Genomic DNA, 11490 nt, shown 5'->3' with positions numbered 1-11490 from the left:
CATTTGAGAGACGCGCGGGCCCGCGCCGGCCGCGTTGCGGCGGACGTGTGAGGCCGTCATCTTCCCGTCTCCCACCGGCCGAGGAAGGGCTCTTCCCCGCATTACGGCTCCAGGCGGCCCCTGGAACCCCGCTGTTCTCGGACAGGATCGGGAAGCGCCGGAAGCCGGCTCTCCCCCATCCACGCCCCTTTCGGGACGCGAAACTTACGAAGGCGCGGCGTTTACACGAGGACGCGGCGAAACTCAAGGCGGGCTCACCAGCGCGCGGGCCCTACCAACTGGCGGCGGTCCACATCATAGTAGACCCCGTAGGTCGCCGCGTTCGAGGAGAAGGCGCCGACCGCCACCAGCGGGAAGCCATCCTCGGGCGTCAGGATCATGTAGCCGTTCCCCGGGCTCTCGTAGCGCCCGCGGATGAACCGGCGCCCGGCGAAGGTGACGCCGCGGTAGAGGCGAGAGAAGCCCTGCAGCGATTGGCCGGCCGGCATCTTCACCTGCCGCTCCAGTTCGGCGACCTGCTCGTCGCTGGGCGTCCAGGAGGACGGCGGCTCGCCCTGGCGCGCATCCGCCTGCGCCGCGACCGGCGCCTCCTCGCCCGCCGCGGCCATTCCCACGCCGCCGGCCAGGGCGAGCGCAAACGCGGCCGCCGCCGCAGTCCACCGCACCATCTCTCAAGCTCCGTGCGCCTGGCTCCCGCCCCTTTCCTAAGCGCCTGAGGCGCCCGGCGGCTCCCGCCTCAATCGTGCAGCGGCTCGAAGCCGAAGACCCAGGGGGTCTCGGTGTCGACGGTGACCTTCACCGCCTTGATCTCCGGCGCCCCGTAGACCTGCAGCCGGGTGATGTTGCCGTACTTGGGCGGCCGCTGCTCGCCCTCGCTGACCAGGAACGGCCGGTCGATGACCAGTTCGTGGAAGTCGCCGTTGACCAGCAGCACCGGCTTGCCGAACTGCGCCGCCAGGTCGCGGATGGCCAGCGCGATCCAGAAGTAGGGCCCTTCAGCGCCGCCCCGCAGCGCCTTGCCGAACTGGTCGTTCCCGTGGGCGTTTTCGAACATGCCCGCGTGGATGGCGATCACCACCGCCTTGGCGTCCTTGGCCTTGGCCTCGGCGAATGCGGCCTTGATCCAGTCCACATCGGCCTTGTTGCGGCCGATGGCGTCGCTCGCCCGCACCGGATCGTTGATGGTGAAGTTCATCCCCGTGCCCGGCACGTGGACGGTGGCGAACACCACGCCCGAGCGCTCCCAGCGCAGGTTCTCCACCATGTCCTTGTGCTCTGAGACGTCGGCCTGGCGCACCACGGGGATCGCCCGCCGGCCCAGGCTCTTGGGCTCGGCGAAAAACACCTTCCGGATCGCATCGCGGCTGGCCAGGGTGTCGGCGAAGCTGGTCCCGGCCATGGCGTTGTCCAGCGAGCGGGCCTGCCCCAGCAGCCGCAGCTGCTCGGGCGTGGCGTTCCCCCGCACAGTGCCGACGTAGGCCTCCAGGATCTCGGGCTTGCGGCAGTCGGTCCATTCGTTGTCGCCGGGGGTGTAGAGGACCGGATGGTCGTACTTGTCGAACCAGGTGCGGATCATCCGGTGGTTCTCGTCGGTGCAGACCATCACCCCCCAGGTGTCGCCTACATGGATGGTGAAGGCCGGCTTCGCGCGGTTGATCCGCCCGATCAGCGCCTCGTAGAGCGCATAGTCCCCCGGCGGGTTGTAGGCGGTGTCCCCCAGCGCCACGAAGCTGAACCGCTCCGCCGCCGCCGGCCCGGCCAGCGCCAGCGCCAGCGCCATCGCGCCGATAAATCTGCGAACGCCCATGAGCCCCTCCCCCTCCACGAGATGGTGGAAGCGGAAGCTTAGACCCGCGGGCGCCCGCAGAACAGTGATCGGCGATTAGTCCGTGCGGCCGCCAAACATCAGCAGGTTGCCGTCGGGATCGGCGACGATGAAGTCGCCCTCCGCCGGTCCGTGCCAGGGTTCGCTGCGCAGCGTCTGGTGGAACGGCACGCCGCGGGCCTCGAATTCGGCGAACAGCTTCTTGGCGTTGGTCACCATCATCGAGGCGGAGAGCAGGTCTTCGTTGCGGCTGCGGTCGATCACCGGCTGGTCGACGTGGCGTATGGCGATCGTCGCCCCGTCCCGCACCATCTGCCCGAAGAAGGGCGGCTCCCCGAAGGTGAGCGCCACCTTGAAGCCCAGCAATCGCTCATAGAAGTCGATCGCCCTTGGGAAATCGGTGACGAACACCATCGGCTCGGCGTTGATGAGGATAGGAACGGAGGGGTAGCTGCGGCGGCCGTTGGACTGGGCCATCTGGGTCTCTCCTTTGAGGAGCGCCGCCCAATCCGGATAACCTGCCTGGTGGGCCACCAAAGCCTGGGCGTCGGCCAGACGGAAGGGCTGGGCCATGATCGCAGCGTCGGTCATCCCGGCGAACTTCGGCAGGGCTTGCCGAATTACGGCGGCGACCGGATGGCGGCCTTCGCGATGCCAGCGCACATAGCGCTTGGCCTGCTTCTTCAGGTTCTCGAGATTAGGCACGGGCGCACTACGGGTGTGGTTTGGTCATCGTAGGCGGGCATGGCCCGTTCGACCTCTCGGCCGGTGCGCCCTACAGCGGCGGGCGAAGGATGTGCCGGCGAGCCGTGATCTGTCAATCGCACCCCGCCTTCGTCATCGCCTGGCTCGTGCCGACCCGACCCGTTGCGGCAGGGGCGGGGCTGGGCGTCACCGTTATGAGAGGGCGTGACGGCGCATAGAAAAAGGGCCGCATTGCTGCGGCCCTTTCCTACTCAGCTTGGTCGAGCGCCTCAGGCGCCCATCGAGCCGGCGTCGACCTTGAAGCCCGGTCCCATCGTCGAGGAGAGGCTGATCTTCTTGATGTAGGTGCCCTTGGCGCCCGACGGCTTGGCGCGGTTCAGCGCGTCCACCAGGGCTCGGGCGTTCGCCAGCAGAGCGTCTTCGGTGAAGCTCGCCTTGCCGATGCCGGCGTGGATGATGCCGGTCTTCTCGGTGCGGAACTCGATCGACCCGCCCTTGGCGTCCTTGACGGCCTGGGCCACGTTGGGGGTGACGGTGCCGACCCGCGGGTTCGGCATCAGGCCGCGCGGGCCCAGCACCTTACCGAGGCGGCCCACCAGGGCCATCATGTCCGGGGTGGCGATCACCCGGTCGAACTCCATGAAGCCGCCCTGGATCCGCTCGACCAGGTCCTCGGCGCCGACGATGTCGGCCCCGGCGGCCTTGGCCTCTTCCTGCTTGGCGTCCTTGGCGATGACGGCGACGCGCACGTCACGGCCGGTGCCGGAGGGCAGGCTGACCACGCCGCGGACCTGCTGGTCGGCGTGGCGCGGGTCGACGCCCAGGTTGACGGCGATCTCGACGGTCTCGTCGAACTTGGCCTTGGCGTTTTCCTTGACCAGCTTCACGGCCGCTTCGAGCGGGTGGGCGACGTTGCGGTCGCCGGTCCAGGCCTGGATGCGCTTGGGTTGCTTGGCCATGGTCCTAGGCCTCCACAATCTGAAGGCCCATCGAGCGGGCGGAGCCCTCGATGATGCGGGCGGCGGCCTCGACGTCGTTGGCGTTGAGGTCCTTCATCTTCTTCTCGGCGATCTCGCGCAGCTGGGTGCGGGTGATCTTGCCGACGGTCTCGCGGCCGGTCTTGCCCGAGCCCGACTTCAGGCCGACGGCCTGCTTGATGTAGTAGGTCGCCGGCGGGGTCTTGGTGACGAAGGTGAAGCTCTTGTCCTGGTAGACGGTGATCACCGTCGGCAGGGGCGTCCCCTTCTGTTCCTTCTCGGTGCGGGCGTTGAACTCTTTGCAGAAGCCCATGATGTTGACGCCGCGCTGGCCGAGCGCCGGCCCGATGGGCGGCGAAGGCGTGGCGGAGCCGGCGGGCACCTGCAGCTTGATGTAGCCCAGGATCTTCTTGGCCATGTCATCCTCTCATGACCGGTCGCCCGGTCGGGTGGAGCCGTGGTGCGGGGGGCCGCCCCTCCCACGGATTTGAGCGCCCCGTCCGCAAATGCGTCCGGCGCGAAGGGCGGGCGTGTACCAGCTATGGTCCGCGGTCGCAACTTCGCGCTCGGCCGCGGCCGCCGGATCAGCCGGTCTTTTCGACCTGGTTGTATTCGAGCTCCACGGGGGTCGCACGGCCGAAGATGGAGACGGTGACGCGCAGGCGCGAGCGCTCCTCGTCGACCTGCTCGACCGAGCCGTTGAAGCTGGCGAACGGGCCGTCGGTGACGCGCACCTGCTCGCCGATCTCGAAGGAGATGGTGGGCTTGGGCCGCTCCACGCCTTCCTCGATGGCGCCGATGATCCGCGCGACCTCGCGCTCGGACACCGGCATGGGCTTGGAGCCCGAGCCGAGGAATCCGGTCACCTTCGGGGTGTTCTTGATCAGGTGATAGGCCTGGTCGGTGAGGTCCATCTTCACCAGCACGTAGCCGGGGAAGAACTTGCGCTCCGTGTTGACCTTGCGGCCCCGGCGGACCTCAACGACGTCCTCGGTCGGCACCAGCACTTCGGAGAACTGGTCCTCAAGCCCCTGGGCCTTGGCCTGCTCCAGGATGCTTTCCTTCACCTTCTTCTCGAAGTTCGAGTAGGCGTGAACGATGTACCACTTGTGGTGTGACGTATCGACGGGGCGGGCGGCTTCGGCGTTCATTTGTGTCATCCCGCGTTCGTAAGGCTCAGGATAAATTGCATCGCCCGGCCGATGCCGAAGTCGACGACCAGGAAGAAGACCGCGGCCAGCGCCACCATGATCCCGACCATCACCGAGGTGATCCAGGTCTCCTTGCGGCTGGTCCAGGTGATCTTGCGCGCCTCGGCCCGGACCTCGCGGAAGAACTGCGCCGGCGGAGTCTTCTTCTTCGGCTGAGCCTGCACCGACGAGGAGCCGGCGGCCATCGCCGCGGCGGTCTTTGCGGCGCGCTCCCTGATGCCGGGGGCGCTGGGTTTCCGTGCCATGGAAGCGGTCTGGACTTTCTTTGCGGCTCACCGGCGGGGCGCCGGCCTTCAGGCGTTAGATAAGGTCGGCGGTGGCAGGAGTGGAGGGACTCGAACCCCCGGCCCTCGGTTTTGGAGACCGATGCTCTACCAGCTGAGCTACACTCCTTAAGTCGCCGTCCGCCAATGAAGCAGCGCGCCGGAAGGCGTCCGCCTGCCGGCGCTGCGCGGCTCATCGCCGGAGCCGGCTCGTTTAGCAGGGGGTCGAAACGGGAGCAAGGGCGCGGATCGGCCCGGGCCCGCGGCGCGTTTACGCCTGCAGACACCCCGAGGATCCGCGCCCATGCCCCCTGCCCCAGCTGAGCCCGCCGACCACTATGAGAGGCCCAAGGAACCTGAGCCTCGGGCAGGGTCGCGCGAGCCGCTGCAGCCCGCTTATAACCGCGACGACGAGATGAAGCCGGGCAGTCCGCCGCGCTCGGCCCACGAGCCCGAGGGCTCGGAAGGCTCGTCCAGCACGCCCAAGACCGCCACGGATCCCGCCACCGGCGAATGGCGCGGCGGTCCGCCCGCGCCGGCTCAGTCGGACGCGGACGAGACCGATGATCTAAAGGGTCAGTAGGCCGGCGGCGCCGCGCACTGAATCCCCATGTAGTCGACCTTGACGTCCGTCAGTTTGGTTCCGCAGGCGGTGACCTCGCCCGCAGCCGTGCCCATGACCGAAACGCCGACGCCGCGGGACATGTCGATCCCCGCTTCGGTGACGTCGTAGACCTTGCCGCCCTTCTTCATCACGAGGCAGCTCGGCTGGGCGCCGACTTCGGGGCAGCCCACCGCGGTGATGGTCTCGCCCTGTTCCTGGCTGGAGGCCTGGGCCTGGCTCGGCCCTGCCTCGCCACAACCCGCCAAGGCCACGACCGCCAGGGCGATCGAGGCCGCAGTCCCTAGTGAAACGCGCATGCTGTTGTTCCTGATTCGCATACGACAGTCCGGATCGGACAATCCGAGACTGCGCCCGCAATCAGGGGTGGGCAATGGCTTTTCTGACACACCAGACGAATTTAAGCCGTCCAGTTTTCGAAGCTAAGTTGTTGTTTTCAGGCTAGATGCGACCGCCTTGCAACTCGAAGCTCCGCTCGATGGTGCTGATCCGGTCCTCCACCAGCGGCAGGCGCTTCAGGGCCACCGAGGCGGCCCAGAGCAGCGCCCTCGCCGGCGCCGGAGTGCGCGCCATGGCCGCCACCGGCGCGCCGGCGCGGCGCAGCAGCCCGTTGGTGTAGTGGGCGCCGTTGAGCACCCGCGTGCCCCAGGTCTGGTAATCCACCGACAGCGAGACGTTGAAGCCTTCGAGGTTCTCGATCCGGTGCGGCGCGTGCAGCGGCCAGGTCACCGCCATGCCGGGCGACAGGTCCACCACCTGGGCGACGGCGTCCATCCCGCGGTTGTACGGCAGGTCCTCCGTCTGCTGCTTCAGGACGATGTTCTCCATCAGCGTCTGGGGCATGTGGGCCTCGTCGGCCGGATAGATCCAGATGCGCTTGCGGCCCCGCAGGTGGAACAGCACCACCCCCGGCGCATCCGCGTGGAACGGCACCTTGGCGTTGGGGGCGGAGAGGATCAGCTGGCCGTTGATCTGCGCCGGCTTGAATCCCGGCGCGTTGGCGGCGATCTGCGCGAACGCCTGGCGCATGGCTGCGCCGAGGGCGCCGTAGTGCTCCTCGACCCGCCGCAGCTGGACCCAGACGCGCCCTTCCTTGATGCCCGCCAGCACCTCCTTGCCCGGCAGCCGGCCGCGCACGCCCGTGCGCATCTGGGCCTGCCCGTCGGCGTCGAAGTCGAACAGGTTGATGTCGTAGAGCTCGGCCGGGTAACGGTCGAGGAGCTCGGCCAGGGCCTCGTCTTCGAACAGAACGGTGTCGATCAGCCCGTGGCGGAAGCTCATCGGCGCCTTGCCGAAGGCGCGGGCCTGGTCGGCGGTGAAGGGGGCGATCAGGTCGGCGGCTTGCATCGAGGCTCTCCTCATTCCGCGGTCGGGCCCAGGGCGGCGAGGCCCAGGCTGGCGCCGGCGGGGAACTTGCGCGGGCGTCGCCCGATTAGGGCGACGGATTTCAGGGTCTGGCCCATGCGCGGTACCATCTGCGGCTCGCAGGCGGTGATCCGGTCCAGGCGACGGTCGAGCCGGGTGGCGACACGGCGCAGCAGCGGCGGCGCGGCGTCCAGGGCCGCATCGGCCAGGCCGCCGAGCGGCCTCGGGCCGACGCGCACCTCGCCTTCCACGACCTCGCCCGCCGGGTCGGCGAAGAACTTCTTGTAGTCCTCGCCCTCGGGACCGAAGTCGACCCGCCGCACGCCTAGCTCGGCCAGCGCCTCAAGGCTGGCAAGAGTCATCAGCGCGCCGGGCGAAAACTTCGCATATTCCGGGTCGTAGATCGGAAACCACAGGTGGTAGCTGTCGCCGGAGATCAGGCCGAGCTCGGCGGCGACGATCCGCTCGCCGGCCCGCAGCACCGCGAACCTGAGGCCGAAGTCGGCCTCCGTGCTGGCCGTCAGCCGCCGCAGGAGGTCCTGGGTCCAGGGCGCGGAGAACACGTCGTGCTGGCCGGTGCGGCGCATCTGCCGACTCTTCAGCGCCAGCACCAGCTCCAGCACCTCGCCCGATCGGCGCTCCAGCGAGAACGCCAGCTGGCCGTGCTTGGTCTCCAGCTGGCGGCGACGGCGCGCCTTGTCCCGCAGGAAGTCGCCGTGGCCGGCGGCGCGGCGCTGGGCCAGCCAGCCGTCAAAGCCGGCGGAGAGGTCCGCCACCATCGCCGCGCGGCCCGCGCCGTGCACGGCTCCGCTGGGAACCAGGCCGGAATAGCGGAACCGGCGCGCGCCGAGGGCGGCGACGACCTCGGGCAGGTCAATGTCCGCGCCCAACCGCGAGATGAGGCCATGATAGTCGGTCAGCGGCGCCGCCAGCGGCTGGATCAGCCCGCCGCGCCGCTGGAAAGGGAAGAAGCCCGCAATCTCGCCGTCCTGGCGGATCACCGCCACGCCCGCGCCGGGGGCGACCTGGCTGGCGGCCAGCACGTATCGGAGATCGAAATAGGGGCTGGCGAGCTCCGGCCGCGCCGCACGGAACCGCGCCCAGTCGGCTCTCGCCTCCCGGTCCAGGTCCGCCGCATCGACCACGTCCACCGCGCTCGCGCCCATTTTGGAACGCCTCCCATGCCCGATCTGAGCATAAGCAATTCGCGTTCCAGGAGAGTTTACGGCCGCGGCGACTCCCTGCGTCGCCCGGCAAGCGGCGGAAGGTGGAAGAGAAAAAGGCCGCCGGATCGCTCCGGCGGCCCTTCAGCTCTCAGCTGACGCTAAGCGCTACTCGATGATCTTGCTCACCACGCCGGCGCCGACCGTGCGGCCGCCTTCGCGGATGGCGAAGCGCAGGCCCTGGTCCATGGCGATCGGGGTGATCAGCTCGACGTCCAGCTCGGCGTTGTCGCCGGGCATGATCATCTCCACGCCTTCGCGCAGCTTGATGATCCCGGTCACGTCGGTGGTCCGGAAGTAGAACTGAGGCCGGTAGTTGGTGAAGAACGGCGTGTGACGGCCGCCCTCTTCCTTGGTCAGGATGTAGGCCTCGGCGGTGAACTTGGTGTGCGGGGTGATCGAGCCCGGCTTGCACAGCACCTGGCCGCGCTCCACGTCCTCACGCTTGGTGCCGCGCAGCAGCACGCCGACGTTGTCGCCCGCCTGGCCCTGGTCCAGCAGCTTGCGGAACATCTCCACGCCCGTGCAGGTGGTCTTCTGGACGGGGCGGATGCCGACGATCTCGACTTCCTCGCCGACCTTGACGATCCCCTTCTCGATCCGGCCGGTCACCACCGTGCCGCGGCCCGAGATCGAAAAGACGTCTTCCACCGGCATCAGGAACGGCAGGTCGATCGGACGCTCCGGCTGCGGGATGTACTCGTCCACCGCCTTCATCAGCTCGAGGATGGCGTTCTCGCCGATCTCCGGGGTCTTGCCCTCGACCGCCGCCAGGGCCGAGCCCTTGACGATCGGGATGTCGTCGCCCGGGAACTGGTAGCTGCTCAGCAGCTCGCGCACTTCCATCTCGACGAGGTCCAGCAGCTCGGCGTCGTCGACCATGTCGACCTTGTTCATGAACACCACCAGCGCCGGCACGCCCACCTGGCGGGCCAAGAGGATGTGCTCGCGGGTCTGCGGCATCGGGCCGTCGGCCGCCGAGACCACCAGGATCGCCCCGTCCATCTGGGCGGCGCCGGTGATCATGTTCTTCACATAGTCGGCGTGGCCCGGGCAGTCGACGTGGGCGTAGTGACGGTTGGCCGTCTCATATTCCACGTGCGCCGTGTTGATGGTGATGCCGCGGGCCTTCTCTTCCGGCGCCGCGTCGATGTCTTCGTACTTCTTCGCCGTCGCACCGCCCGTCTTGGCCAGCGTCATCGTGATCGCCGCCGTCAGCGTCGTCTTGCCATGGTCGACGTGACCGATGGTGCCGATGTTGCAGTGCGGCTTGGTGCGTTCGAACTTTTCCTTGGCCATTTCAAGCTCCAGCCCGGGTGGGGCCTGGTCCTTTCAGTCGATGGGTTGGTTTAGGCGTACTTCTTGATCACTTCGTCGGCGACCGCTTGCGGCACCGGAGCGTAGTGGTCGTACTGCATGGTGAAGGCGGCGCGGCCCTGCGACATGCCCCGAAGGGTGTTCACGTAGCCGAACATGTTCGCCAGCGGCACGAAGGCGTTGATGACGATGGCGTTGCCGCGCACGTCCTGGCCCTGGATCTGACCGCGGCGGCCGTTCAGGTCCCCGATGACGCTGCCCAGGTACTCTTCCGGGGTCACGACCTCGACGTTCATGATCGGCTCGAGCAGTTTGGGCGAGCCCTTCTCGCGCAGTTCCTTGAAGGCCGCGCGGGAAGCGATTTCGAACGCCAGCACCGAGGAGTCGACGTCGTGGTAGGCGCCGTCGACCAGGGTGGCCTTGAAGTCGATCACCGGGAAGCCGGCCAGCAGGCCGTTTTCCTTGGCCGAGGTCAGGCCCTTCTCGACGCCGGGGATGTATTCCTTCGGCACCGCGCCGCCGACGATGGCGCTCTCGAACACAAAGCCCGAGCCCGGCTCGCCCGGCTCGAACACCAGCTTGACGCGGGCGAACTGGCCCGTACCGCCGGTCTGCTTCTTGTGCGTGTAGTCGATCTCGGCCCGACGGCCCAGGCTCTCGCGATAGGCCACCTGAGGCGCGCCGATGTTGGCCTCGACCTTGTAGGTGCGCTTCAGGATGTCGATCTTGATGTCCAGGTGCAGCTCGCCCATCCCCTTCAGGATGGTCTGGCCGCTCTCGTGGTCGGTCGACACGTTGAACGACGGATCCTCGGCGGCCAGCTTGGCCAGCGCCACGCCCAGCTTCTCCTGGTCGGCCTTGGACTTCGGCTCCACGGCGATCTCGATGACCGGCGCGGGGAATTCCATCTTCTCCAGGATGACCGGGTTGCGGGTCGGGTCGCACAGGGTGTCCCCGGTGCGGGTGTCCTTCAGGCCGGCCAGGGCGACGATGTCGCCGGCGTAGGCTTCCTTGATGTCCTCGCGGTTGTTCGAGTGCATCAGCAGCATCCGGCCGACCCGCTCGCGCCGGTCGCGCGTCGAGTTCAGCAGGCCCATGCCGGTTTCCAGCTTGCCCGAGTAGATCCGGCAGAAGGTCAGCGAGCCCACGTACGGGTCGTCCATGATCTTGAACGCCAGCACCGACAGGGGCTCGTCGTCCGAGGCGCGGCGAACCACCGGCTCCTCGGTCTTGAAGTCCAGACCCGGGGTCGGCGGAATGTCGAGCGGCGACGGCAGATAGTCGACCACCGCGTCGAGCAGCGGCTGCACGCCCTTGTTCTTGAACGCCGAGCCGCAGAGGATCGGGTAGAAGGCGCCGTTGAGCACCGCCTTGCGGATACACTTCTTGATCGTCTCTTCAGACGGCTCTTCGCCCGAGAGGTAAGCTTCCATCGCCTCGTCATCGAGTTCGACGGCGTTCTCGATCAGGTAGTTGCGGGCCTCTTCGGCCTTGTCCTTCAGGTCGGCCGGGATCTCTTCGTCCCAGAACTTCGCGCCCAGGCCGTCGTTGTCCCACAGCACCGCCTTCATGCGGACCAGGTCCACCAGGCCGCGCAGGTTCGACTCCGAGCCGATCGGCAGCTGGATCGGAACGGCCTTGGCGCCCAGGCGGTCGCGGATCGACTGCACCGAGGCGTCGAAGTCGGCGCCGATCTTGTCCATCTTGTTGACGAACACGATCCGCGGAACCTTGTACTTGTCGGCCTGACGCCAGACGGTCTCGGTCTGCGGCTCAACGCCGGCGTTGCCGTCCAGCACCGTGACCGCACCGTCGAGCACCCGCAGCGACCGCTCCACCTCGATCGTGAAGTCCACGTGGCCGGGGGTGTCGATGATGTTCAGGCGCTTTTCTTTCCAGAAAGCGGTCGTGGCGGCGGAGGTGATGGTGATCCCCCGCTCCTGCTCCTGCTCCATCCAGTCCATGGTGGCCGCGCCGTCATG

13 protein-coding genes and 1 tRNA gene are annotated in these 11490 nt (G+C 67.9%); 1 reads left to right on the top strand and 13 read right to left on the bottom strand.

Annotated features, from left to right (window positions below):
• Nucleotides 1-254: 254 nt before the first annotated feature.
• The 8 genes from VHK87_RS18595 to VHK87_RS18560 all read right to left on the bottom strand — a co-directional run bounded on the left by VHK87_RS18595 (nucleotide 255) and on the right by VHK87_RS18560 (nucleotide 5111).
• The gene (locus VHK87_RS18595) at nucleotides 255-668 is read right to left on the bottom strand and encodes a hypothetical protein (protein WP_329636385.1); all 414 of its coding nucleotides are present in this window, start codon (nucleotides 666-668) and stop codon (nucleotides 255-257) included.
• A 68-nt stretch (nucleotides 669-736) separates the two neighbouring features.
• The gene (locus tag VHK87_RS18590) at nucleotides 737-1807 is read right to left on the bottom strand and encodes a hypothetical protein (RefSeq protein WP_329636384.1); all 1071 of its coding nucleotides are present in this window, start codon (nucleotides 1805-1807) and stop codon (nucleotides 737-739) included.
• A gap of 75 nt (nucleotides 1808-1882) precedes the next feature.
• Entirely contained in the window at nucleotides 1883-2530 is a 648-nt protein-coding gene (locus tag VHK87_RS18585; protein WP_329636383.1) for a VOC family protein, read from the bottom strand.
• A gap of 269 nt (nucleotides 2531-2799) precedes the next feature.
• Entirely contained in the window at nucleotides 2800-3489 is a 690-nt protein-coding gene (rplA, locus tag VHK87_RS18580) for a 50S ribosomal protein L1 (protein ID WP_329636382.1), read from the bottom strand.
• 4 nt (nucleotides 3490-3493) lie between these two features.
• Complete coding sequence (rplK, locus tag VHK87_RS18575) at nucleotides 3494-3925, bottom strand: 50S ribosomal protein L11 (RefSeq protein ID WP_329636381.1); 432 nt, start codon at nucleotides 3923-3925, stop codon at nucleotides 3494-3496.
• A 166-nt stretch (nucleotides 3926-4091) separates the two neighbouring features.
• Nucleotides 4092-4658, bottom strand: coding sequence for a transcription termination/antitermination protein NusG (nusG, locus tag VHK87_RS18570; protein WP_329636380.1), 567 nt, complete (start codon nucleotides 4656-4658; stop codon nucleotides 4092-4094).
• A 5-nt stretch (nucleotides 4659-4663) separates the two neighbouring features.
• Nucleotides 4664-4963 carry a preprotein translocase subunit SecE gene (gene secE / locus VHK87_RS18565; RefSeq protein WP_329636379.1) on the bottom strand — a complete coding sequence of 100 codons (300 nt, stop codon included), beginning with the start codon at nucleotides 4961-4963 and terminating at the stop codon, nucleotides 4664-4666.
• Nucleotides 4964-5035: 72 nt separating this feature from the next.
• Nucleotides 5036-5111, bottom strand: a tRNA-Trp gene (locus tag VHK87_RS18560).
• A 174-nt stretch (nucleotides 5112-5285) separates the two neighbouring features.
• On the opposite strand from VHK87_RS18560, the gene VHK87_RS18555 reads away from it, so the two are divergent.
• Nucleotides 5286-5564 carry a hypothetical protein gene (locus VHK87_RS18555; protein ID WP_329636378.1) on the top strand — a complete coding sequence of 93 codons (279 nt, stop codon included), beginning with the start codon at nucleotides 5286-5288 and terminating at the stop codon, nucleotides 5562-5564.
• Here the strand turns inward: VHK87_RS18555 and VHK87_RS18550 are convergent.
• The 5 genes from VHK87_RS18550 to fusA all read right to left on the bottom strand — a co-directional run.
• Complete coding sequence (locus tag VHK87_RS18550) at nucleotides 5558-5902, bottom strand: hypothetical protein (protein WP_329636377.1); 345 nt, start codon at nucleotides 5900-5902, stop codon at nucleotides 5558-5560. The two genes, VHK87_RS18555 and VHK87_RS18550, sit on opposite strands and share 7 nt — an antisense overlap.
• Nucleotides 5903-6044: 142 nt before the next feature.
• A complete protein-coding gene (locus tag VHK87_RS18545; protein WP_329636376.1) occupies nucleotides 6045-6950 on the bottom strand; it encodes a transcriptional regulator in 906 nt (301 codons plus the stop codon).
• Between the two features lie 11 nt (nucleotides 6951-6961).
• Nucleotides 6962-8134: a GNAT family N-acetyltransferase gene (locus VHK87_RS18540; RefSeq protein ID WP_329636375.1), complete on the bottom strand. Its 1173-nt coding sequence runs from the start codon at nucleotides 8132-8134 to the stop codon at nucleotides 6962-6964.
• A gap of 165 nt (nucleotides 8135-8299) precedes the next feature.
• Nucleotides 8300-9490, bottom strand: a complete 1191-nt coding sequence (gene tuf, locus VHK87_RS18535) for an elongation factor Tu (RefSeq protein ID WP_329636374.1) — start codon at nucleotides 9488-9490, stop codon at nucleotides 8300-8302.
• 50 nt (nucleotides 9491-9540) lie between these two features.
• Nucleotides 9541-11490 (bottom strand): elongation factor G (fusA, locus tag VHK87_RS18530; protein WP_329636373.1); only part of this gene is annotated, 1950 nt, incomplete at its 5' end.

The organism is Phenylobacterium sp., from assembly GCF_036263695.1.
Classification (GTDB): domain Bacteria; phylum Pseudomonadota; class Alphaproteobacteria; order Caulobacterales; family Caulobacteraceae; genus Phenylobacterium.
This window is presented reverse-complemented; position numbering and strand designations above follow the sequence as displayed.